Source organism: Synechocystis sp. FACHB-908, assembly GCF_014698595.1.
Taxonomy (GTDB): domain Bacteria; phylum Cyanobacteriota; class Cyanobacteriia; order Cyanobacteriales; family Microcystaceae; genus Synechocystis.
This window is the reverse complement of the sequence record NZ_JACJTH010000037.1, coordinates 1-25,792: the sequence shown is the minus strand read 5'-3', so window position 1 is coordinate 25,792 and position 25,792 is coordinate 1. Positions and strand designations below refer to the sequence as shown.

Genomic DNA, 25,792 nt, shown 5'->3' with positions numbered 1-25,792 from the left:
CTTAAAACTATGCTGACTTCCACAACGGATATTGTTCAAGGCCGGACTATTGCTCGCTACCACGGCATTGTCACCGCCGAAGTGGTATATGGCACCAATGCCCTGCGGGATTTTTTCGCGGGTATTCGGGACTTAATTGGTGGTAGAACTGGCAGTTATGAACAAATTTTTGAAAAAGGCCACCGAGAGGCGATCGCCGAATTGACTGAACGGGCCCAAAAATTGGGAGCCAATGGGGTAATTGGGGTGGCAGTAAATACCGGAACCATCAACATTGACGACCGGGGAGCATTATTGTTAATCACCGCAACGGGGACGGCGGTAACGGTGGATTAATTTATTTAGTGGATTAATTTATTTAATGGAGATGTCCCATGGTCACCGTCTTTGGTAGCGCATGCCGGGTTCCTGGCTGACTAAACCAAGAATTTCCAATTGGAGTAATCCAGCGGAAACATCCCCAATGGCCAAGGCTGTGACGGCAACAATTTGATCCAGGGCGGTGGGTTCTTCCTGGACTGCGGCCAAGATCTTTTTTAAAGTTGGTTCCAAGTCCTCCGGTGGTTCAGTCAAAGGTTGTTTACCCCTTGCCCCGGTGGTTAAAGTAGGGACATTGGTTTGGTCTAGATAACCAATTTGGCGATCGCCTGGAAGAATTTTTTGTTCTTGCCCTTGATCCAGTAAAGGTATTGCCCCCAAGCTGGCTAGCAATTGATTTTCCGACAGAATCACCTCTGCTCCGTTGTGGATGAGATTTAAGCAACCGTGGGCTTCTTGGACATCAGGGGAATTGGGTAGGCTAAACACGTCCCGGTTAAATTCGTTGGCATACTTGGCGGTGATTAAGGCCCCGGATTTGGGGGGAGCCTCCATTACCAACACGGCCCTGCTCAGACCGGCAATGATGCGATTTCGAGCGGGAAAATTACCCCGTTCTGGTTTACTGCCCACGGGATATTCACTCAAAATCAATCCTTCGGCGGCGATTTGCTCAAACAATTGTCGATTTTGGGGCGGATAAATCAAATCTAAGCCAGTGCCTAAAACGGCGATCGTCCTTCCGTTCACCCGTAAACAACTGCTGTGGGCGTCAGCGTCAATGCCAGCGGCTAAGCCAGAAACAATGGTGAAACCAGATTTGACCAGGGCTTGGCTAATTTTCCTTGTCCAACGGCTCCCGTGGTCGGTGGGGTAACGGGTGCCCACAATGCCTACCCCTGGAATTTGTCCTTGACTTTCCCGGTGGTCAAGACGTCCCAGATAGTACAACACCGGCGGTGGACTGGGGATTTCCCACAGTAAGCGGGGATAGTCCGGGTCATCGGGGGTGAGAAATTGGGGATTTTTTTGTTGATGTTCTTCTAAAAATTGAAACGGATTGAGATTGTTTCTTTGCCCAATAATTTTCTCAATCATTTTATGGCCAAAACCCTCCACTTCTCCCAGGGCGATCGGTCTCGCTTTCCAGGCATTTTCCAATAATTCAAAGTGTTGGGCCAGTCGCTTGAGCAACACTGGCCCTACTCCCTTAACCTGACTCCAGGCTAACCAATAGGCCTGTTCAGAATTCGCCATGGTTAATCAAAAATTTGTGAATAAAATCTATGACCCAGTGCCCCCAGAAATAGTTTGTATTTGATTAAGAATATTATTTTCTTTGGTACTATATTTGAGAGAGCGGGCCAAGGATAACGCCTGTTGATAGGCGGTTAAAGCTGCGCTGGTTTGCTGGGCATCTATGTAAAGTTGGGCAATTTTTTCGTAGGTAATCATCATGCCGTAATAGTTATAGGACTGTTGTTGTACCTGCAAAAGTTGTTTATAAATTTGTAGAGCATAGTTGGGTTGTTCACTGAACAGATACAAATCCCCCAGTTTATCCAAGGCGATCGCCGCTGTGCTCAATTGTTTAATAGACCAAGCTAGGGTGTAGGCCTTTTGATAGGCTTGGCTGGCATTTTCTGGCTGTTCCAGTTCTAGGTAATGGTCCCCAATGGCAATCTGGATATCGGGCACCAATTCCGGTTTACCGTCCTGCAATCTTCTTTGCACCAGTTGCTCTTTGATACGAATAGCATTGTCGGGCTGGGCAGACTGTTGATAAATTTCCCCTAGTTTTTGCAAGTAAATGCCTTCGTAATAACTGTTACGGGCATTGGTGGCCCTGGCTAGAAGGGTTTCATAAACCTCAGCGGCGGCGGGGTAGTTAAATTTAGCTAGATACAGTTCCCCCAACATGGAGAGGGCTTGGTTTTCCCGGCGGTAATCCCCCTGTTGCTGGGCTTCCCGACGCATTTGCTGATAAACGGCGATCGCCGAGTCGAGACTGTGGAGCTGGCCATAGGCTTTGGCAAAGGCTGTTAACAGTTCCGGGCTCATGGCCTTGTCCTTGGTCAGGGAAAGTTGTAAATCTTCCAAACGCTGACCGATGGCCATTACATCTTGGTTACGGCCTTGTTCCCAGGCGATCGCCCCAATGCGTCCCAGGGCCTCAACCTCGGCCAAATCCCCCAACCGTTGTCGCCCCCGTAAACTGCGGTAACGTACCTCAAAAGCCTGGTCCCCCTGTCCTGCCTGATCCAACACCAAAGCCTCAGCTTCTAACGCATCTAGGGCTTCGATTAGTCGTCGCCGTTGCAAAGGCGTGAGGGTTTCCCCAGAAGGAATCAGGGGATCCGTGGGAAAAAGGCTGGGGTCAAAGGGATTTTCGCTGGGGCTAAGGGGAGGCGGGGTAATGGGCGGGGGAATATAGGGAGTGCCCTGGGCCTGCACCGGATTAATATTCAAGACCCCACCAATTAGGGCAGGGAAAACCATCAGCCAGAGCAGAGGTAAGCTAGATTTTACTCCCAGGAAATATTGCCGATGGCCCGGGGACGAGGATGGATACATAGGGGAAAATGATGGGGACAGAGAAAACCTAATTGTGATCAAAATCTTCAAATTGATCGAAGCGGTCGTCCTGGCGATCGCCAACGGGCCAATCTTCGTTGATTCCCCCCACAATTAAACGGCGAATGGGCACGTAATCGAGGGAAAGTTGGTACAGTGCGTTGATCAACACATCTAGGGCAATGAGGTCGCTGGTGCCCAAATCAAACCAACAACGGCCCCAATGGTCTTGGTATTGGAAGTCTGCCATATTGTGCATGGGGGACATCATGGAACTAGAAAGATTGGCACTGTCATAGTCCAAATAGCTTAGGTCAATGCCCGTATCCTGTACCTGGAGATTTTCTGCATTAAAACCCCCTAGTTTGCCGAGATAAAACCAGGAAGCAAATAACTCTTCCACATATTGTTGTTCCGCCGGGGCAGGATTGGTCTCGAATTCTAGCCAAATCCAAAAATCGAAGGGATTTACTTCCCGAAATTGCACTTCCATAAGTTGGGGAGATAGTTAATTTTTAAACGTCATTAATTTTCAAGCGCAACGAGTCGGAGACAAATCAGCGCAATTGCTCAGGCGACAACCGAAAAATCCCGAAAGTTTCTCACAATTCGACCTAATAAAAAACCCAATAAAAATAAATAGGATTCAAATATAGGGCGTGATGTCCTCTTGGCAGTCATCGGCCAGGTAGGAAAGGGCCCGGAACCTCAGACCAATTAACTGTTCATACAGAGGATTTAGTTTGCACAGAGGGGGAATATGAACAATTTTGCGCCCAAACAGTTTAACATCCCGCTCGAAGGGACATTGGGGGGGCACCAGATGACAAATGAAATGGGCCAAACGAGGATCGTGGATGGCCATGCCGTCCAGCCAATCCTTGACGGGGTGAAGTAAATCGGGATGGGGATGTTCCTCCATTTCGGTTCGATCGCCGTTGGGATCACAGATGGTATGTTCTAATGACTCCAAAGCGTCAATTTTTATCCCCAGGGCTTGACTAAATTCCCGCAATAGCTCTCCTTCCACCGGGGAATAAAGGCCATCGGCGATCGCCACCAACACCGCTGTGCGGAGAAAGTTTTCCGCCGTTTCCTTGTCGTCCCCCAAGCCTTCTAGTAATTCCGCCGGGGTAATGGTCTTGAATAGAACCTCATCTTCCTTGTTGCCAAAACCCATCTCCTGGGTGAGGCCGGTGATCATTTGTTGCTCCGATTCATCAAAGTCCCCATCACTCCAGGCAATGGTCAGCAGTCCCCTCAACCAAGTGGCAATTTGGACATCGGTGTAACGACTTTGGGTACGATTGGCCATGATTTTTCCCTGGGCAACTATGCGGTCATCAGATATTTAAATCAAACTCTAACTGAAGTGTAGCTTAGAATACGGAGCCCCTTCTCCTCCCTTTCTAAGCTAAAGGAGACGGCTTTGCATCCTCACCACTCCCCTTGACCCCATGCCCCCCCTGCAACTACTCCGATCCCTTTCTGCCCTACCGGACATTAATCCAGTGGTGGATTTTCCGGCTCCCAATCCGGCCCCAAAATCAACAGTAGCGGGGGACGCTTTTCCCAGTGTTTATTCCACCTTAGCTCCCCATGCCCTAACCAATTTGGTGTTTAAGCATTACGACATTGAAGTGCCCAAAGGCTGTCGATTTTGGCATCGGGGTTTGAGCGATGTGTACTTGGTGGAGACCCTAGCGGACGATTACATTTTGCGTATTTCCCACCAACATTGGCGCACCGAAAGTGAAATTCAGTTTGAGTTGGAGTTGCTCAATTTTTTAGCGGACCGGGATGTGCCGGTGGCGGCCCCCCTCAGGCATCGGGATGGGGGTTATGCCCTGGAGATTAATGCCCCAGAAGGTAAGCGCTATGCCAGTTTGTTTCCCTATGCTCCCGGGGGGGTGGCGATCGGGGATTTGAGCAAAACTCAAGGCTTTTTGTTGGGGGAAATGTTAGCTCAACTGCACCAAACAGCCCAACGGTTCAAGCCTTCTGCCCACCGTCCTCCCCTCACCCTCAGCTATCTGTTGGATGATTCTCTCCATACCATTGCCCCTTTTCTGCACCACCGGCTGGAAGAATGGCGTTGTCTGATCGACATTTCCATGGCGATTAAAACCCAGCTCACATCCATTCCCACCCACACCCCCTATTGGACTATTTGTTGGGGGGACCCCCACAGCGGCAATGTCCATTTCACTGCTGAAGACCAGATGATGCTGTTTGATTTTGACCAGTGTGGCATGGGTTGGCGAGCCTTCGACATTGCTAAATTTCTACAGGTTTCCATGCAATCGGGCCTGGGACGTAATATTCGGGATGCTTTTTTAAGCGGTTATAACTCCATTGCTCCTTTGACAGTTCTGGAGGAAAACTCCTTGCAGGCCTTGACCCAAACGGCTTTCATCTGGTCTTGGGCCATCCATGTACAAACCCTGAAGCTATCGGATTACAGTCGGCTCCACGGCAGTTACTTCAAACGTCGGTTAGAGAATTTGCAACAATTGGGCTCAACGGATTGGCAACTGTTTTAAAAGGGGAAACTTGTCCCCCATGTATCCTCGTCCAGTGCAAAGTACCCTTGCCAACGCCCTCTACCTGCATTAGTCCCTGGGCAGTTTCCGGCCAATGGCGATCGCCAAGCGTCGTATATTAGGCATATATTGAGCCGCTGGGCCTTGCCACTGTCAGGATTGGGAGGGCCTGGATTACCCCGTCCCCAACCTCCATGGTTTATGTCAAGCGCATCGAACTATCCCATTTCAAATCCTTTGGGGGAACCACCGCCATTCCTTTTTTGCCGGGGTTTACGGTGGTGTCTGGGCCCAATGGTTCGGGCAAGTCAAATATCCTCGATGCATTGCTATTTTGTTTGGGGTTAGCCACTTCCAAGGGCATGCGGGCTGAACGACTACCGGATTTGGTCAATAACACTTTCAAGGGGAACCGGGGCAGTTCCGAAGCTAGTGTGTCAGTCACCTTTGAATTGCATGATGGGGAAAACCTATCCGAGCCAGGGGCTAACCATAATGGCAACGGCAACGGAGCAAAAATTTCTAAGGAATGGACTGTTACCCGTCGCCTGAAGGTGACCAAAGGGGGCAATTATTCCTCCAACTATTACATCAATGGGGAGACAGCCACCGTCACGGAACTCCATGAACAATTAAATGAACTGCGCATTTACCCAGAGGGCTACAACATTGTGCTCCAGGGGGATGTGACCCGCATTATCACCATGAACTCCAAGGAGCGCCGGGAAATCATCGATGAGTTGGCGGGGGTAGCGGAATTTGACCGCAAAATTGTTAAAACCAAGGAGACTTTGACGGAGGTGCAAGACCGGGAAGAACGCTGTCAAATTATTGCGACGGAGTTGGAGCGCACTTTGGAACGGTTGGCGGCCGATCGCCAGAAGGCAGAAAAATACCAGGCCCTGCGGCAACAGGTACAGGAAAAGCAAGGGTGGGCCAAGGTTATTCAGTACAAAGCAGTGGAGCAACAACGGCAAAAGCTATGGGGACAATTGGAGCGGGATCGAGAACAATCCCAGCAAATTCAGCAAGCCCTAGACCAACGCAGTCAAGCCATTCAAACTCAGCAAACAGAGTTGGAAAAGCTCAATGCCCAGGTCAAGGCCCTGGGGGAAGAGGAACAATTGGCCGTGGCGGCCCAGTTGGCCACCCAAAAAGCCCAACGGGACCAACTCCAGCAACGTTATAACGACGGCGATCGCCAAATTACCAATCACCAACAACAGGTGGGGCAAATCCAGGCGGAAATTAGCCAGAGTCAACAGCAGTTTTTGCACATTCAACAGGAAAAATCCTTCCATAACACCCAAACCCTGCCCCAGCTAGAAGCCGCAGTGCAGACCAGTCAGCAACAGTTGGAGCAACTCCGGCACCAGGCCCAGGCGATCGCCTCCGCTTCCGAAGCATGGGTACAGGAACAAACCCAACTCAGCCGCACTGTCAACCAATTACAAGACGAGTTAATCCCCCAACGCAGTCAGTTGGCCCAGCTAGAGGAACGCCAACAACAATTGCTAACCAATTTGGCTGAATTAACCCCTCTGCTCACAAAGGTTTCTGTTGAGTTGGAAGAAAAACAGTTTGCCCAAGGGCAGTTCAACTTCCAGGGAGAAGCACTAACCAGTCAGATTCAAACTCTGGCCAGCGATTTGGCCCAACTGGAACAGGAACGGAGTTTGCTACAGGAAACCCAAACCCGCCTGCTCAAAGAACAACAGGAAAAACAACGGCAATTGGACAAATTAGAAGCGGCTAGTCAAGCTCAGCAGGAAGTGCAGGGCACCTACGCCACCAAAGTGATTTTGCAGTCGGATTTACCCGGGGTCTGCGGTTTAGTGGCCCAATTGGGTCAGGTGGAGCCCCAATATCAACTGGCTCTGGAAATTGCGGCCGGGGGCCGTTTGGGTTTTCTTGTTGTGGAAGATGATGGTGTGGCGGCGGCGGGCATTGAAATCCTCAAACAGGCCAAAGCAGGACGGGCCACTTTTTTACCCCTGAATAAAATTCGTCCTCCCAAGGGTCAAAATCCCAACCTTAGTTATGCCCATGGTTACATTGACCTGGCAGTGAATTTAATCGACGGCGATCGCCGTTACGCCGACATTTTTGCTTTTATCTTTGGCAATACCATCGTTTTTGACACCTTAGTTAACGCCCGCAACCACCTGGGCAAGCATCGCATTGTCACCCTAGAGGGAGATTTACTAGAAGCCAGTGGAGCCATGAGTGGCGGCAGTCGCAACCAACGCTCAGGACTACGGTTCGGCACCATGGTCAGTGAAGATACGGCAGAAGTGAAACAGTTGCGTCAACGGTTACAGGACATTCAGCAAGTCCAAGGCCGTAACGAAGAGTTATTGCTAGAAAGAACAGTTCGTAGTAGGCAGTTAACTCAACAGTTGATGGAAATGCGGCAACAACAACGGGAAGCACAACTTCACGGAGAACAAACGGAACGAGACATAGCACGCCTCAGTCAACAGCAAACACAAATTAATCAACAACAAATTAATCAACAGCAAAAACTAGCAGAGTTACAACAAAATTTAGCTTTGTTGCAGCAATCTTTGCCGCCCTTGGAACAACAGTTAGCCTCCGCTCAGCAACAATTAACTGCCTTGGAAACTTCCCAAACCCATCAACAATGGCAAACTATCCAGATCCAAATTCGTACCGTGGAAGCGGAGTACCAACGCCAATTGCAAGCCCTACGCCAGGGGGAGGATCACCTCAAGGATTTGCAGAATAGTAGCCAACGCCTAGAGGAAAAAATTGCCCAAGCCCAGGAAAAAATTGCCCAACATCAAGCTCAGGATCTCACCCTAGCCCAGGAACAGGAGCAGTTAAAAATAGCTTTGGCGGAAATGAATGGGGCTATCCAAACCACGGAAGCTCAGTTGGCGAAACTGTCGGAAAAATTGGGTAGTACTAAGCAAGAAAGGGATCGTCTAGAAACTCAGCTTAACCAGCTCCGTAGTCAACAACAGGAACAGCAATGGCAATGGGAAAAGTTACAAACTAATCAACAGGAATACCAGGAAAATTTAACTCAACTGCAAACTCAATTGGAAGCATTAGAACAGGATTTGCCCGATCCCTGGCCGGAAATTCCCCTGCTCCAAGACCGGGACGAAGCAAACTTGGATTTTGCCAATATTTTGGAGGAATTAGAGCGATCCATTCGCAATGGTCAAAAACGTTTGGAAGCCATGGAACCGGTGAATATGCTGGCGTTACAAGAATATGAAAAAACTGAAGCTCGCCTAGGGGAATTGTCAGAAAAGTTGCAAACCATTGCCGGGGAACGGACCGAGTTACTCCTCAGGATTGAAAATTTTACTACCCTGCGTCGTCGTTCTTTCCAAGATGCTTTTGATGCAGTCAATAAAAACTTTCAGATTATTTTTGCAGAACTTTCTGATGGGGACGGCTACTTACAATTAGACGATGCGGAAGATCCTTTTAATGGGGGTTTAAACCTAGTGGCCCACCCCAAAGGTAAACCGGTGCGTCGCCTCAGTTCCATGTCCGGTGGAGAGAAATCCTTAACTGCGCTAAGCTTCATTTTTGCCCTCCAACGCTACCGCCCCTCCCCTTTTTATGGCTTTGATGAAGTGGATATGTTTTTGGACGGTGCCAATGTGGAAAAACTGTCCAAAATGGTCCGCAAACAGGCCCAACAAGCCCAATTTATTGTGGTGAGCCTCCGTCGTCCCATGATTGAAGCGGCGGAACGCACCATTGGAGTAACCCAAGCCCGGGGAGCCCATACCCAGGTTTTGGGCATTAAGTTGTAGCTTCGCCTAGATATAGTACAAGAGTCATTATTCAAACAATCTGGCAAAACCATTGAGTTGGATTTACTGAACAAAACCTACGTCAATTTGTTGCGCCAATGGGTAGATTGAGGGGAACACTAACGTCGGCGATCGCCATGAATCAAACTTCCCTGAACCTAGAGCAACTCCGCCAGAGTTTACGCAGCAGTCAACGACCTCTGGCGGATTGGCATGGGGGAGAGATGGCCGTTTCCGCCGTGCCCGGGGCTGGCAAATCCCATAGTCTTTCTGTGGCGGCGGCGATCGCCATTGCCCACCATGGTTTACATAACCAGGAAAAATTGCTGATTGTGACCTACACCCGTTCAGCGGCGGCGGCCATCAAAGGCAAGGTTAATCAACGTTTACGGGCCTTGGGCTTACCCAGTTTGGGATTTACGGTGCAGACCCTCCACGGTTTAGCCCTCAGCATTGCCCTACGCCATCCGGAAGTATCGGGGCTAGACCCGGAGCAACAGACCCTGGTTTCGCCCCAAAAAGGCCATCGCTTGATCAAAGATGCGGTGGAACAATGGCGGCGGGAAAATCCTAAAACCTATCAAACCCTGGTGGAAGCGGGTAATTTTGACGGGGAGACAACGGAAACCCTGCGGCGGCAGGCGGTGCTGAGCACGGAAGTTTTACCTGAATTAACCAAAACTGTGGTGGCAGAAGCAAAAAGTTCTGGCCTCTCTCCCCAGGCTGTGGCGGACATGGGTCGCATTGCCCCCGGTAGCGAACTCCTGCTGATGGGAGCCGGTTTGTTCAAACATTACCAAGCCCTGATGGAGGCGAAAAATTGGATCGACTATAACGACATGATTTTGGCCGCCCTGCGGGTGCTAGAAGATCCCCACCTTTGCCGCCAGTGGCAGGAACAATTTTTTGGTGTTTTTGAAGATGAAGCCCAGGACTCTAGCCCTCTGCAGGAAAAGTTACTGACCAAGCTGGCCCAAAACGCCGATGGTACCATTCGTTTAATTCGGGTGGGGGACCCCAATCAAGCCATTAACTCTAGCTTTACCCCCGCTGACCCCGTATATTTCGATCAATTTTGCCAACGGTGCCAGGCTTTGGGCAGTTTCGCCACCATGGACCAGGCGGGGCGCAGTAATTTACAGGTAATTGCGGCGGCCAACTTCTTGCTGGAATGGGTTAACCAAGATTGGCAAGCACGGTTTAATAGTGGTCCCAAAGGGGATGCGACCTTACCCTTCCGCCCCCAGGCAATTCGTCCAGTGGAACCGGGGGACCCCCAACCCAATCCTCCGGCCACCGATGGGGGAGTGGAAATTCGTTTTCCCCAAGATATCAATGAAGAAGTAGAACAAATTCGCCATCGGCTAGTGCCCCTGTTGTTGGCCAATCCTCACCACAATGCTGCCATTTTAGTACGGGAAAATCGCCAGGGAAGGTTCGTGGCCGATCGCCTGAAGGATGTGGAAAAAGATGGTGGACTGAAGGTTTTGGACGTGGGGGACCAGGATCGTAATTCCCGCATACCAGGGGAAATCCTTAGTCTTTTACAATTTATCGACCGCCCCCATTCCCCCGATCTCCTCAAAGCCACCTTAACAGTGTTGCAGGAGCGCCAACTAATTCCCACTCAAGATTTAAATGCTTTGGCGGCGGTGCCGGAACAATTTCTCTACCCCACTCCCCTGATGCCTCCCCTGGCCTCCCCGGCGGTTTCTGCCCAGGGCCTATGTCGTAGTTTGCTCAAAGCCCGCCTGGAACTGCCCGCCTATCAATTGATTGCTTTTTTGGGTCTGGCCCTCAACTATGACAGCTCAGATTTAGCCACCTTACAAAAGTTGTCGGAACGTTTACAGGTACAAACCCAACCCGAACGCTCATTAAAAAATTTGCTCAGCGAACTCCACACCATTGCCAACGATGAACAATTTGAGGCGATCGCCAGCGATAGTGATGAAAAATACACCAGACCGGGGCAAATCACCATTATCACCATGCACAAGGCCAAGGGATTGGATTGGGACTATGTGTTTTTACCCTTTTTGCACCAGGACACCCTCCCTGGCGATTTATGGGTACCCAAGGGAGGGCAATTTTTGGGGCAGTTTACCCTAGCGGAGGTGGCCAGGGCCCAAATTCGCACCGTGGTACACCATCGCCAACAGCAAAAGCCCCAGGCGATCGCCCTGCCGGTCACGGCCACCGCTTGGCAAGAAGCCCGCCGCCTCAAGGAAGCAGAGGAATACCGACTACTCTACGTCGCTATGACCAGGGCCAAGCGTTTATTGTGGCTATCCGCCGCCCAGGAAGGGCCCTTTGCCTGGAACCAAATGCAAGCCCGCAAATCCCCCCGACTACAACCCAAACAACCATCCCAGGCCCTATTGGCCCTACAAAAGCGTTTTGGTTCCTAGGGGAAGGACTATAATCGGATCCAAGGGCATCAGTGGCCGTGGCGATCGGCCCAAAGCCTCACTCCACAACGGTCTTGGTAAATTTTTGTCTAGATTTTTGGTTCGCTTGACAGTGCTATTTTTGTGCAACTTGCTTTGGCTAGGGATCGCAAGATCTCCCACTTTGGCCGAATCACTGCCTGACCGATGGGAAGCCTATCCCCAGTGGTCTAATTTGCCCACCCTAGAGCAAAGAAAGGGAGAAATTCGTTATCCTGAATGGTTTGCCGGCACATGGCAGGTCACCAGTACTCTTGTCGAACAACTAGCCCCCCTGGCCCCGGATATCGTCAGCCCCGGCTTTGCTAAGAATGCCGCCTATCTGGAGCAACCAATAGAATTTCCCGTCAGATTCATCGACCAAACCCCCCTGCCGGAATTTAACTGGGCCCTATCGGATTTGGTCAACAATGAACCAGTTATTGTGCCCGATCGCCGTTTTAACGCTGAAGCCATCACCCAGGCTTATTTGGGTAAGGACGGAGAAGAAATAAATGTTACTGTCCAGGTTAAAGAACAACCCAGTCCCCGCCTAGTCACCGTTTTTCCCCAACATCAACGACTAGTTTCCACTGTCCTAGGTTACAGCCAAAGGAGTCCCGACCCGGAGCACTTTCTCGCCACGGAGCTGACCAACCAACAATTTATTGCTGGCAGTACCCAATACCTCAACCAGGTGGAAACTACCACTGACTATCACCATGTTGGCCCGGGAAAAATCAGCGCCAGTCAAGTTACCGCCGTATACTTGTCCCCCACGGACCCCGATTATTTCGCCGCTGGCCACCAACCCATTGCCCTATATCGCTATGAACTTACCCTAGAAGCTGTGCCAGAACTATGACTTTTGCCGCCACTCCCAGGGAAGTCACCGCCAGCGCCATTCAATGGGCCTGTCTTTGTTTGCCAGGAGAATTGAGTGCGGCAGAGGCCCTTAACCGCTGGCATCGCCATGGCCAACGTTCCTGGGAGCCCCCGGCAGAGGCTAAGGCTTTTCCCCCCTGGGCTTTGGTGCTAGATAACGACGGTCAACTGTTGGGTTTATTACCGGATTGGCAATTGGCCGCCGCCCTGTGGACTGAACATTTTTCCCCGGCGATCGCCTTGGCGGAACTGTGTTTGCCTTGCTCCCTGCGGCTAGACCTAGAAAAGTTGCCTAGTTTAGGGGAAGTTATGCAGATTTTTGCCACCTGGGGCTACGGCTGGGACGTAATCCCTGTGGCGGATCGACAACACCAAACCTGGGGTCTGCTGAGCATTGGCAATCTCATCCGCTCAGTAAATCTTTGTCAATTGTGGCAGAATCTTCCCCTCCAGGTTACGGCCTCTCCTCCCCTTTGCCTTGGGACAGAAACAACTTTGGGGGAATTGGTCCACCATTGTTTTGAGCGCCAAATTTCTAGTTTTCCGGTGGTCTATTCCTCCCCCCTACTGCCCGCCGCCGCCCCCCGCATTCCCCTGGGTAATGTCAGCCTCAGCAACTATTTTAAGGGTCCCAACTATGGCTCCCTCGGCTTGGATAATCCCATTGGCCCAGACCTCAGCCCAACTTTTCCCCTCTGCACCATTAACCAAACCTATTGCCACGCCAGGGAATTACTCCGCCGACAGAACGATGATTATGTGATCATTACCAACATCAGTGGTGCTTTTGTTGGTTGGGTCGGCCCTCAACAATGGCTGGCCACGGTCCAACCGGATGTGTTGCTAGAGGCCCTGCAACGGGAAGTGGAAATGCCCCGCATCGTCCAGCATTTAGAAGCCCGCATTGTTTGGCAACAGCAACAACAACAACGGAACCAACATTTAATTCAAAAGTTACTCAGCCGTAATCCAAACCTGATTTATCTCTACGATCTGGTCAAAAATGAAATCGTCTATCTCAATATCCCCGGCAGTTTGCTAGAAGGCGGTTCCGGCGGGGCACCAATCCCCAACCCCATGGTCGAGACTGACCCGCGGCAGGATCTATTGCTTCCCCCAAGGTACTTTGGGCTGGAAGAATTGGCGGCGCTCCAAGCCCACGAAAAAAAGGAGTTTAACTTTGAATTTACCGATGGCGGGCAATCAGTACACTACTTTGTGGTGGAAATTTCGGCCTTTGAAATTGATGGTAGCGGACAAACCAGCAAAATCCTCTGTTTAGCCCAGGACGTTAGCCATGGCAAACGAGCCGAAGCGGCGCTCCATACCAAGGAGCAACAATTACAAACCTTGGTGAATACCATTGCCGATGGCATTGTCATTTTAGACAACCATGACAAGGTAATCTACGCTAACCCCATGGCTTGCCAAATGTTTGGCCTCAGCAAAGAAGAGTTTTTACAATCCCAACTGGGGTTGTCCAACCGAGGACAGACGGAAATTGGCATCAATGTCTCCCCCGAGGAGGAAGGGATAGGGGAAATTAAGGCTGTGCCCATCCATTGGCAGGGGGAAGATTGCCGCTTGGTAACGGTGCGGGATGTGACCGATCGCCAACGGGTATTGAAGAAACTGCGGGACAGCGAACAAATTCACCGCAGCTTGTTAGAGGCATTGCCCAATCTGGTTTGGCGACTTTCCTCCGCTGGGGACGTGTGGGAGTGCAATCAACGGACATTGGCCTATTTTGGTCGCCGGGGTCGAAAAATTCTCGGCAACACTTGGCAGCAATTTATTGAGCCAGGGGAAAGGGAAAATGTGCAAAGACAGTGGCGTCAGGGCATCGCCGCCCAGGAATTCTTCCAGTTGGAGTGTCGTCTGTGGAGGAGTGATGGTCAGTACCGTTGGCACCTGTTGCAGGTCTTGCCCCTGGAGGACCGGTTTGGCAGTATCAATGGTTGGCTAGCCAGTAGTACGGACATCGATGATTTAAAAGAAGCGGAAAAGGCACTGCGCAACCAGGCCCAACAGGAAAAACTGTTATCTTCCATCAGCCAAAGAATTCGGGAGTCCCTCAAGCTAGAAACGATTTTGCGCACCACTGTGACGGAAGTACGCCGCACTATCCACGCGGACCGGGTGTTAATTCACCACATCCAAGAGGACGGTCTGGGCACCACGATCGCCGAATCAGTGGTTAATGGCCAACCCTCAGTGATGCAGATGGATCTTAGTCCTGAAAGCTTTCCGCCGGAGTGCTATCAGCGTTACCTCAACGGTTACATCTACGCTTCCCGTGACCAATTGCCGGATTGTGCCATCAATTGTGCAGTGCAATGTTTCACCGTGGCGGAATCCCAGTCCAGAATAGTTGCCCCCATTGTTTTTGACCATAGCCTTTGGGGCCTGCTGATTGTGCACCAATGCTCCAGTTCCCGCACTTGGCAAACGGCAGAAATCCAACTGATGCAAAGCCTTGGTAACCAATTGGCGATCGCCATTCAACAATCATTACTGTACGAACGTTTGCAGGAGGAGTTATCGGAAAGGCAAAGGGCCGAACAAAAACTGTTGGAAGTGAACCAACTGCAAAAAGGCATTTTTGATGTGGCCAACTACATGATTATTTCCACCGACAGGAGGGGGATTATCAGTACCTTTAATCGCACTGCGGAGGAAATTTTGGGCTATACAGCGGCGGAACTGATTGGCCAGCAAACCCCGTTAATTTTCCACGATCAGGAAGAAATGGCCAGCGAAGCCGTCCAGCTTTCCCAACAGTTGCAGCAAACCATCCGGCCCAATTCCATCGATATGTTCGCCATTCCCGCCATCCAATGGGGAGTTTACGAAAGGGAATGGACCTACATCACCAAAACCGGAGATCGCCTGCCGGTGTATGTTTCCATCACCGCCCTGAGGGATGACCAGGGTAAAGTAGACGGCTTAGTAGGGGTAATCACCGACCTACGCCGACAAAAGCAAATTGAAAGAGAGCGGCAAAACCTGGATTTTGTGGTCAAAAATAGTACCGAGTTAATCGTCATCACCGACCTAGAGCAAAAGGTGACTTTCCTCAACCAGGCCGGGCAATCCTTAATTGGCCTGGAAAATCCGGAAACCGCCCAAACCACCTATCTGAGTGAACATATTAGCCCCGAATACCTCAATTTTTGGCAAATGGAAATCATTCCCCAGGTGTTTCGCTCCGGTGCTTGGGAGGGAGAATTTAGCCTGCAACACTACCAAACTGCCGTCGAAATTCCCGTCACTGCTTCTGTGTTTCTTCTTCAGGGCGTCAACGGCCAACACCCGGCTAATCTAGTGGCGATCGTCCACGACATCACCCATATAAAAAATGCTGAAAAACGTATTTTGGCCGCTTTGGAAGCGGAAAAGGAATTGGGGGAATTGCGTTCCCGGTTTATTTCCACCACATCCCATGAATTTCGTACCCCCCTGGCAATTATCAGTTCCTCCACTGGCATTTTGAAAAAATATTGGCCTAAGTTAGATGGCCAAAGACGTGGCCAACATCTGGAGCGCATCGAGGAAAGTGTTCACCACATGGTGGAACTATTAGACGATGTACTCACCATTAACCGGGCGGAAACTAAATATTTACCGTTTGAGCCTCAACCCCTAGATTTAGTCAGCTTTTGTCGGGGCATCACCGATGAACTCCAGAGCAGTACGGAATACCATGGCCTATTATTCAGCTATGATGGCCTCGGCCCCGGAGAAATTGTCGCCTTTGACCCCAAATTATTAAGACAAATTTTGACCAATCTCCTCGGCAATGCGATCAAATACTCTCCTTCTGGCCAGCCAGTGGAATTTCATCTCCAGCGCCGGGGGGACGTTGGCATTTTTTCTGTCCAGGACCATGGTATTGGCATTGGCCCTGAGGACATTCCCAACTTGTTTGATAGTTTTTACCGGGGCACCAATGTTGGTTCTATCCCTGGAACCGGTCTGGGACTGCCCATTGTCAAAAAATGCGCCGAACTCCACGGTGGTATGATTACCGTAACCAGCCAGTTGGGCCAAGGTAGTCGCTTTGAAGTGGAACTACCCCTCTGGTACAGTTAGGTGACCATTGTCGTGGCGTCCCCAAACTGTTAGAATAACAATTCTGATCTTTATGAACCCGCCCTTTTTACAGTTACGTACCCTAGAGAGCAACCGTGGCTAATATCAAGTCCGCCCTGAAGCGCATCGAAATTGCTGAACGCAACCGACTCCAAAACAAAAGCTATAAGTCGGCCATCAAAACCCTGATGAAAAAAACCTTTCAATCGGTGGAGGCCTACGCCAGTGACCCCAATCCGGAAAAACTCGACACGATCAACACCAGTATGGCCGCCGCTTTTAGCAAAATTGATAAGGCGGTGAAGTGCAAAGTAATCCACAAGAACAATGCGGCCCGCAAAAAGGCTCGCTTAGCCAAAGCCCTCCAAAGCGCCTTGCCTGCTGCCTAGGCACCGTCCTTTCCCTTGGGAAGGCCAAATGGTTGCAATATTTTTGGTCAACTGTATTGATCAACTGGTATTCTAGCTGGGGAAAACCTCTGGTTTTTGGTTACTTTGGAGATCGCCCACGGCATTAGGGGAACCATGCATTTAGTTGATACCCATGTCCACATTAACTTTGATGTTTTTGCGGCGGATTTAGACCAGTTACAGCATCGCTGGCGGCAAGCTGGGGTGGTGCAACTGGTTCATTCCTGCGTTAAGCCCCAGGAGTTTGATCAAATACAGTCTCTGGCGGACCGTTTTCCTGAACTATTTTTCGCCGTGGGACTCCATCCTTTGGATGCCGAAGATTGGCAAGACAATACTGCTGGGCAAATCCTTGCCTATGCCAAGGCGGATGACCGGGTGGTAGCCATTGGTGAAATGGGTTTGGATTTTTTCAAAGCCGATAACCGTGACCATCAAATTGAGGTTTTCCGGGCCCAGTTGGCGATCGCCAGGGAATTAAACAAGCCAGTGATTATCCATTGTCGGGATGCCGCCCAGACCATGCGCCAGGTATTGACTGATTTCCAAGCAGAATCGGGGCCCGTGGCTGGGGTAATGCACTGTTGGGGTGGCACTCCTGAAGAAACCCAATGGTTTTTGGACCTGGGGTTTTACATCAGTTTTAGCGGCACAGTTACCTTCAAAAAAGCTGAAGGGATCCAAGCCAGTGCCCAGATGGTCCCCCCCGATCGCCTGTTGGTGGAAACCGATTGTCCCTTTTTGGCGCCAGTGCCCCAACGGGGTAAACGCAATGAACCAGCCTTTGTCCGCCATGTGGCCGAGGCGATCGCTGCCCTGCGCCATGTCCCCCTAGAAACCCTTGCCCAACAAACCACTACTAATGCCCGCAACCTTTTTAAACTACCGGTGCCTGCCTAATCTGGGGGTATCGCCCCCCTGGTAACCTCTCCCCGGCCTTCCCTAACCCCAACCACCGCAAATTTCCGGAGACTTCTGAGCCACCATGACAAACCTTGCCACCACGATGTTGCCCGATTTAATTGAAATCCAACACGCTAGTTTCCACTGGTTTTTGGAGGAAGGTTTAATCGAGGAATTGAATAGTTTTTCGCCGATTTCTGACTACACAGGCAAGCTGGAACTCCACTTTTTGGGCAAAGATTACAAGCTCAAACAACCCAAGTATGATGTTGATGAATCCAAGCGACGGGATGCTAGTTATTCGGTGCAGATGTATGTGCCGACCCGTCTGATTAACAAAGAAACCGGGGAAATTAAGGAGCAGGAAGTCTTCATCGGCGATCTCCCCCTAATGACAGAGCGGGGAACCTTCATCATCAATGGTGCGGAGCGGGTCATCGTTAACCAAATTGTGCGATCGCCAGGGGTTTACTACAAAAAAGAATTAGATAAAAACGGTCGCCGCACCTATTCCGCTTCCCTGATCCCCAACCGGGGGGCCTGGCTGAAATTTGAAACTGACAAAAATGGTCTAGTCTATGTCCGCATCGACAAGACCCGTAAATTGTCGGCTCAAGTGCTCCTAAAGGCGATCGGTCTGAGCGATAACGAAATTCTCGACTCCCTCAGCCACCCAGAGTTTTATCAAAAAACCCTCGACAAAGAAGGCAATCCCACCGAAGAGGAAGCTTTGGTGGAACTGTACAAAAAACTTCGCCCCGGTGAGCCCCCCACCGTTAGTGGTGGTCAACAGTTATTGGAGTCCCGCTTCTTCGACCCCAAACGCTATGACCTTGGTCGAGTGGGACGATACAAACTCAATAAAAAACTCCGGCTCAATGAAGCGGACACCACCCGGGTGCTTACCCCCCAAGACATCCTGGCCGCCATCAACTATCTGATTAATCTGGAATTTGACGTCGGCACCACCGATGACATCGACCACTTGGGCAATCGACGGGTACGTTCCGTTGGAGAACTATTGCAGAACCAAATTCGGGTTGGCTTAAATCGCCTGGAACGGATTATTAGGGAACGCATGACCGTTAGCGAATCCGATGCCCTTACCCCTGCTTCCTTGGTGAATCCCAAGCCTCTAGTGGCGGCCATCAAGGAATTCTTTGGTTCCTCCCAACTGTCCCAGTTCATGGACCAAACCAATCCCCTGGCGGAGTTGACCCACAAACGGCGTATTTCTGCCCTCGGCCCTGGGGGTCTAACCCGGGAGCGGGCCGGTTTTGCGGTGCGGGATATTCACCCTTCCCACCACGGCCGTATTTGCCCAGTGGAAACGCCGGAAGGCCCCAATGCCGGTTTGATCGGTTCCTTAGCTACCTGTGCCCGGGTCAATGATTACGGTTTCATTGAAACCCCCTATTTTCGGGTGGAGAGTGGTCGAGTCAGGAAAGATTTAGACCCCGTTTACCTCACCGCCGACGAAGAAGACGACATGCGGGTGGCCCCCGGGGACATTCCCACAGACGAAGAGGGCAACATCATTGGCGAGTCGGTACCTATTCGCTACCGCCAGGAATTTTCCACCACCAGCCCAGAACAAGTTGACTATGTAGCCGTTTCCCCGGTGCAAATTATTTCCGTTGCCACCTCCATGATCCCCTTCCTGGAGCATGACGATGCTAACCGGGCCCTAATGGGCTCCAACATGCAACGGCAGGCAGTGCCCCTGTTGCGTCCTGAACGGCCCTTGGTCGGTACAGGCTTGGAAGCCCAAGCTGCTCGCGACTCCGGCATGGTAATTGTTTCCCGTACCCATGGCATTGTCACCTATGTGGACGCCACCGAAATTCGGGTGCAGCCCCACTCCCCCGATAACCCTGCGGAGAAAGGGGAAGAAATCGTTTACCCAATCCAAAAATACCAACGGTCTAACCAAGATACCTGTTTAAACCAACGGCCCCTTGTTTATGCCGGGGAAGATGTGGTGCCTGGTCAAGTGCTAGCGGACGGTTCCGCCACGGAAGGGGGAGAGCTGGCCCTGGGCCAAAACATTCTCGTAGCCTATATGCCCTGGGAGGGTTACAACTACGAAGACGCCATTCTGATCAGTGAAAGGTTAGTCTATGACGATGTTTACACCAGTATCCACATCGAAAAATTTGAAATTGAAGCCCGTCAAACCAAGCTAGGACCCGAAGAAATCACCAGGGAAATCCCCAACGTCGGGGAAGATGCCCTGCGAAATCTGGATGAACATGGCATTATCCGCATCGGTGCTTGGGTGGAATCCGGCGATATCCTGGTGGGTAAAGTCACTCCCAAAGGGGAAGCAGATCAACCCCCCGAAGAAAAACTGCTGCGGGCTATTTTCGGTGAAAAAGCTCGGGACGTGCGGGACAACTCGCTACGGGTACCCAACGGTGAAAAAGGTCGGGTAGTGGATGTGCGAGTGTTCACCCGGGAAAAAGGAGACGAATTACCCCCCGGTGCCAATATGGTGGTGCGGATTTACGTAGCCCAAAAACGGAAAATCCAAGTGGGAGACAAAATGGCCGGTCGCCACGGCAATAAAGGGATTATTTCCCGCATTTTGCCCATCGAAGATATGCCCTATCTCCCTGATGGTCGCCCCATTGACATTGCCCTTAATCCCCTGGGGGTTCCTTCCCGGATGAACGTAGGTCAGGTGTTCGAATGCTTGCTGGGTTGGGCTGGGGAAAACCTTGGTGTGCGCTTCAAAATTACCCCCTTCGATGAGATGTACGGGGAAGAAGCGTCCCGGGATACGGTCCATGGCTTGTTGGAAGAAGCCTCCCAACGGCCGAACAAAGACTGGGTATTTAACGAAAACCACCCCGGCAAAATCCAAGTGTTCGACGGCCGCACCGGGGAACCCTTTGACCGTCCGATTACCGTTGGGCAAGCTTATATGCTCAAACTGGTGCATTTGGTGGACGATAAAATCCACGCCCGTTCCACCGGGCCCTACTCCTTGGTTACCCAACAGCCTTTGGGGGGTAAAGCCCAACAGGGGGGACAGCGGTTCGGAGAAATGGAAGTGTGGGCCCTGGAAGCCTACGGCGCCGCCTACATTTTGCAGGAACTACTCACCGTTAAATCCGATGACATGCAGGGTCGTAACGAAGCCCTCAATGCCATTGTTAAAGGCAAGAGTATTCCCCGGCCCGGTACCCCAGAATCCTTCAAGGTGTTGATGCGGGAACTACAATCCCTTGGTTTGGACATTGCCGCCCACAAAGTACAACTGTCCGAAGATGGTGAAAGCGCCGATGCAGAAGTAGATTTGATGATCGACAGCCAGCGTCGGGCCCCCAATCGTCCCACCTATGAGTCCCTCCACACCGAGGAGGATTTGGAAGAAGAAGAAGTGTAGTCCCAACCATTTTTCCCGTTAGTTTTTCAGGAGGATGGCGATCGCCTAGGGTCTAATCCTCCTGCCCCCTTAATTGCCTTGCCCCCTAATCTCAATCTTGGAGCGTTATGACGTTTTATAACTACACCATCGACAAAGGCCGCCTGAAAAAACTCATTGCCCTTGCCTACCGTCGTTACGGTTCTGCCCGCTGTTCACAGTTGGCTGATGAACTGAAGGAACTGGGGTTTCGTTTTGCCACCAAAGCGGGGGTTTCCATTAGTGTAGATGACCTAACTATTCCTCCAGAGAAAAAGCAAATGCTGGAGGCGGCGGAAAAGGAAATTCGCACCACGGAGGAACGCTATGCTCGGGGGGAAATCACCGAGGTAGAACGGTTCCAAAAGGTAATTGATACCTGGAACGGTACTTCGGAGGAGTTGAAGGATCAGGTGGTGGTTAACTTCCGCAAAACCGATCCTCTCAACTCCGTCTATATGATGGCTTTCTCCGGTGCCCGGGGGAACATGAGCCAGGTGCGGCAATTGGTGGGGATGCGGGGCTTGATGGCGGATCCCCAGGGGGAAATTATCGACTTGCCCATTAAAACCAATTTCCGGGAAGGACTGACGGTTACTGAGTATGTAATTTCTTCCTATGGTGCCCGCAAGGGTCTGGTGGACACGGCTCTGCGGACGGCGGATTCTGGTTACCTCACCCGGCGTTTGGTGGACGTTTCCCAGGACGTAATTGTGCGGGAACAGGATTGTGGCACCGAGCGCAGTCTACGGGTCACCGCCATGACCGATGGGGACCAGGTAAAAATCAGCTTGGCCGATCGCCTGTTTGGTCGTTTGCTGGCTAAGGATGTGGTGGGCCCGGACGGAGAAATTATTGCCAAACGGAACGATGAAATTGACGAAGCCTTGGCAAACCGCATTGCCGCCGTCACCGATGAGGTTTATGTACGATCGCCGTTGACCTGTGAAGCGGCCCGGTCCGTGTGCCAAAACTGCTACGGCTGGAGCTTGGCCCATGGTCACAAAGTTGACCTAGGGGAAGCGGTAGGCATTATCGCCGCCCAATCGATCGGGGAACCCGGCACCCAGTTGACCATGCGGACTTTCCACACTGGGGGGGTATTCACCGGGGAAGTGGCCCGCCAAGAGAAAGCGCCCGAAGACGGCACCGTCAAATGGGGTAAAGGTTTAAGCACCCGTAAAGTCCGTACCCGCCACGGGGAAGATGCGGAGCAGGTGGAAATTGCCGGGGATTTAATCTGGAAAGGGGAAGGCAAAAAAGCTGCCACCCAAACCTACTCCCTCACCCCCGGTTCCCTACTGTTTGTGCAGGATGGACAGACGGTGACAGCGGGGCAGTTGATGACGGAAATTTCCCTCTCCAAAACCCAACGTTCCACGGAGCGGGCCACCAAGGACGTAGCTGGGGATCTGGCCGGAGAAGTGCTGTTCGATCGCCTGGTGCCGGAGGAAAAAACTGACCGTCAGGGGAACACCACCCGCATCGCCCAACGGGGTGGTCTAGTCTGGATCCTTTCCGGGGAAGTATATAACTTACCGCCTGGGGCAGAACCCGTGGTGAAAAATGACGAGCAGGTGGAAGTAGGCAGCATCATGGCCGAAACCAAGCTGGTCACCAACGACGGTGGGGTGGTGCGCCTTGTGAGTAACCGGGAAATTGAAATCATCACCGCCTCTGTGCTGTTAGATCAAGCCCAGGTCAAGCTGGAAAGTAGTGGCGGCCGGGAACAATACGTTATCTACACGGCCGATAAGCAACGCTTCCTGCTCAAAGCCGCTCCCGGTACCAAAGTGCAGAACCACAGCATTGTGGCGGAATTAATCGACGACCGTTACCGTACCACCACCGGGGGCATGATTCGCTATGCCGGCGTGGAAGTGGCTAAGGGCGGCCGCAAACAAGGCTATGAAGTCACTAAAGGGGGTACCCTGCTCTGGATTCCCGAAGAAACCCACGAAATTAACAAAGATATTTCCCTGTTAATTGTGGAAGATGGCCAGTATGTGGAAGCGGGCACGGAAGTGGTCAAGGACATTTTCTGCCAATCCAGCGGCATCGTTGAAGTGGTGCAGAAAAACGATATTCTGCGGGAAATTATTATCAAACCCGGTGACTTCTACCAAGATGTGGACCCCGGTTCGGTGAAAATTGAAAGCGGCCAGTTGCTGCAACCAGGGCAGGATGTTTTCCCCGGTGTTACCGTTAGCACCCTCAGCCAGGCCGAATGGATTGAAAGTCCCGAAGGCAATGGTTTGCTGCTACGCCCCGTGGAAGAGTACAAAGTATTTGATGAGCCCGCCGCCCCCTCCCAGGGTTCCCAAAACGAAGAAGGGGGCCGCCAGATTGAATTGCGCTCAGTGCAACGTCTATTCTATAAAGACGGCGATCGGGTTAAATCCGTCGAAGGGGCCCCCCTGCTCAGCACCCAATTGGTGTTGGAAATTTATGGCAGTGGTAACGAAGGTATTTCCCACCTTTCCGCCGATATTGAACTCCAGGACGACGAAGAGGAAGATTGCCAGCGCTTACAGTTGGTGATTTTAGAATCTTTGGTACTACGCCGGGACCAGGAATCCGATCCCCTCGGCGGAGCCTCCAAAACCCGCTTACTGGTGCAAGATGGCGACCAAATTCCCCCCGGAGCGGTGGTGGCTCGTACCGAAATTCAATGTAAGGAAGCGGGCACTGTGCGGGGTATCAAGGAAGGACAGGAATCCATCCGCCGGGTGTTACTGGAACGGGCAGCAGATCGCCTGGTGGTGGATCTGCCAAGTGCCCCGGAAGTCAAACCAGGACAACTCTTGGTGGCAGGGCAGGAATTGGTGCCCGGGGTCAAACTGGAGGAGTCCGGCAAAGTCCTGGAAATCAACGGCAAAGGGGACAACTATCAGTTAGTGTTACGCCGAGCCCGACCCTATCGGGTTTCCCCTGGGGCAGTGCTCCACATCGAAGACGGCGACCTGGTGCAACGGGGGGATAACCTCGTGCTGCTGGTGTTTGAGCGGGCTAAAACCGGGGATATCGTCCAGGGTTTACCCCGGATTGAAGAACTGTTGGAAGCCCGTAAACCTAAAGAAGCCTGCGTCCTGGCCCGGGCCCCTGGGGTCTGTCAGGTGGAATACCTGGAAGATGAGAGTGTCGACATCAAAGTGGTGGAAGACGACGGCACCGTGAGCGAATATCCCCTGTTACCGGGACAAAACGCCATGGTCACCGACGGACAACGCATTGACGTAGGCCACGCCCTCACCGATGGCTACAACAATCCCCACGAAATTTTGGATGTGTTCTTCAGCTACTACGTGGACAAGGACGGTTGTTACCAAGCGGCCCTGAGAGGACTGCAAGCGGCGCAAAAATTCCTCGTCAATGAAGTGCAAACGGTTTATCAATCCCAAGGGGTGGATATTTCTGACAAACACATTGAGGTAATTGTGCGGCAGATGACCGCCAAAGTCCGCATTGATGATGGGGGAGACACCACCATGCTCCCAGGGGAATTGGTGGAATTACGCCAAGTGGAACAGGTTAATGAAGCCATGGGCATCACTGGTAGTGCTCCGGCCCGCTATACTCCTGTATTGCTTGGTATCACCAAAGCTTCTTTGAATACCGATAGTTTCATCAGTGCGGCTTCCTTCCAAGAAACCACTCGGGTGCTTACCGAAGCGGCAATCGAAGGCAAGTCCGATTGGTTACGGGGCCTGAAGGAGAACGTGATCATTGGTCGTCTTATTCCTGCGGGTACTGGCTTCAGTAGCCATGAGGAAGTGTTGGGATTGATTGAAACCCAGGACGATATTCAAGGCTATATGATTGAGCCAATTGAATTACCAACGACGAAGAAAAAGGCTAGCGCCACCAAGGTGAAAACTAAAAAAGTTGAAGCCGATGACGACCTTTTGGACGACACTAGGGCCCGGGCCTATGCCGGCACTCAACTCAGTCAGGATGACGAAGAGTTTGAAGAAACCTACGACACCGATGAGGATGATTTCGATATGGATGACGATGACGATTTTGGGGATGATGAGGATTAAGGGTAATCTCCTATGCCCCGAGCTTGCGGACGTTCAGCATCCCTATTTTTATATTTCTAGATATTTCTAGCTAGTCAGTATCCCTTCCCTTCTCCGGGCGGGGATTATTTTTTTTGCGGGCTGCTATGAGCTCATTTATAAAGTCTTGTAATGGATAGCAAGTAGGAGAAGAAAAAAAGGAAAACTAAGAGTAAGAGCAGAAGGAGACAAAGAGCATGAAAAGTCTGACAGCCTATGAAACAGACCTGAGCGATGCAGAATGGGCAATACTTGAACCAATGATTCCTCCCGCAAAGCCCGGAGGACACCCACGAACCACAGATATGCGAGCGGTTTGTAATGGTATTTACTACCAACTAAAAACGGGTTGTCAATGGGCAATGTTACCC

The 25,792-nt window shown here is 51.4% G+C and carries 15 protein-coding genes; 11 read left to right on the top strand and 4 right to left on the bottom strand.

The features are described from left to right. Positions 1-9 precede the first annotated feature (9 nt). On the top strand, positions 10-336 hold the full coding sequence (locus tag H6G46_RS13520) for a YbjQ family protein (protein WP_010872007.1): 327 nt from the start codon (positions 10-12) through the stop codon (positions 334-336). Between the two features lie 42 nt (positions 337-378). Here H6G46_RS13520 and dprA read toward each other — a convergent pair whose 3' ends face one another. The 4 genes from dprA to H6G46_RS13500 all read right to left on the bottom strand — a co-directional run bounded on the left by dprA (position 379) and on the right by H6G46_RS13500 (position 4,207). Continuing rightward, complete coding sequence (dprA, locus tag H6G46_RS13515) at positions 379-1,575, bottom strand: DNA-processing protein DprA (RefSeq protein WP_010872006.1); 1,197 nt, start codon at positions 1,573-1,575, stop codon at positions 379-381. Positions 1,576-1,602: 27 nt separating this feature from the next. After that, entirely contained in the window at positions 1,603-2,892 is a 1,290-nt protein-coding gene (locus tag H6G46_RS13510; protein ID WP_010872005.1) for a hypothetical protein, read from the bottom strand. A gap of 28 nt (positions 2,893-2,920) precedes the next feature. After that, positions 2,921-3,385, bottom strand: coding sequence for a DUF3531 family protein (locus H6G46_RS13505; RefSeq protein WP_010872004.1), 465 nt, complete (start codon positions 3,383-3,385; stop codon positions 2,921-2,923). 153 nt (positions 3,386-3,538) lie between these two features. After that, complete coding sequence (locus H6G46_RS13500) at positions 3,539-4,207, bottom strand: DUF533 domain-containing protein (protein ID WP_010872003.1); 669 nt, start codon at positions 4,205-4,207, stop codon at positions 3,539-3,541. A gap of 142 nt (positions 4,208-4,349) precedes the next feature. On the opposite strand from H6G46_RS13500, the gene H6G46_RS13495 reads away from it, so the two are divergent. The 10 genes from H6G46_RS13495 to H6G46_RS13450 all read left to right on the top strand — a co-directional run. Beyond that, positions 4,350-5,435 carry a phosphotransferase enzyme family protein gene (locus tag H6G46_RS13495; protein ID WP_010872002.1) on the top strand — a complete coding sequence of 362 codons (1,086 nt, stop codon included), beginning with the start codon at positions 4,350-4,352 and terminating at the stop codon, positions 5,433-5,435. A gap of 194 nt (positions 5,436-5,629) precedes the next feature. Further along, positions 5,630-9,232, top strand: coding sequence for a chromosome segregation protein SMC (gene smc / locus H6G46_RS13490; RefSeq protein WP_010872001.1), 3,603 nt, complete (start codon positions 5,630-5,632; stop codon positions 9,230-9,232). A gap of 98 nt (positions 9,233-9,330) precedes the next feature. Next, positions 9,331-11,643, top strand: coding sequence for an ATP-dependent helicase (locus H6G46_RS13485; RefSeq protein ID WP_010872000.1), 2,313 nt, complete (start codon positions 9,331-9,333; stop codon positions 11,641-11,643). Between the two features lie 163 nt (positions 11,644-11,806). Beyond that, positions 11,807-12,526 carry a DUF6816 family protein gene (locus H6G46_RS13480; RefSeq protein WP_223211345.1) on the top strand — a complete coding sequence of 240 codons (720 nt, stop codon included), beginning with the start codon at positions 11,807-11,809 and terminating at the stop codon, positions 12,524-12,526. Next, positions 12,523-16,638: a PAS domain S-box protein gene (locus tag H6G46_RS13475; RefSeq protein ID WP_010871998.1), complete on the top strand. Its 4,116-nt coding sequence runs from the start codon at positions 12,523-12,525 to the stop codon at positions 16,636-16,638. The genes H6G46_RS13480 and H6G46_RS13475 overlap by 4 nt, the downstream gene beginning before the upstream one ends. Before the next feature lie 95 nt (positions 16,639-16,733). Beyond that, on the top strand, positions 16,734-17,027 hold the full coding sequence (gene rpsT, locus H6G46_RS13470) for a 30S ribosomal protein S20 (protein WP_010871997.1): 294 nt from the start codon (positions 16,734-16,736) through the stop codon (positions 17,025-17,027). 135 nt (positions 17,028-17,162) lie between these two features. Beyond that, complete coding sequence (locus tag H6G46_RS13465; protein WP_010871996.1) at positions 17,163-17,948, top strand: TatD family hydrolase; 786 nt, start codon at positions 17,163-17,165, stop codon at positions 17,946-17,948. An 85-nt stretch (positions 17,949-18,033) separates the two neighbouring features. Continuing rightward, positions 18,034-21,342: a DNA-directed RNA polymerase subunit beta gene (rpoB, locus tag H6G46_RS13460; protein ID WP_010871995.1), complete on the top strand. Its 3,309-nt coding sequence runs from the start codon at positions 18,034-18,036 to the stop codon at positions 21,340-21,342. 107 nt (positions 21,343-21,449) lie between these two features. After that, positions 21,450-25,403, top strand: coding sequence for a DNA-directed RNA polymerase subunit beta'' (locus H6G46_RS13455; RefSeq protein ID WP_010871994.1), 3,954 nt, complete (start codon positions 21,450-21,452; stop codon positions 25,401-25,403). A 215-nt stretch (positions 25,404-25,618) separates the two neighbouring features. Next, the coding region (locus H6G46_RS13450; RefSeq protein ID WP_190759872.1) for a transposase at positions 25,619-25,792 on the top strand (174 nt) is incomplete at its 3' end.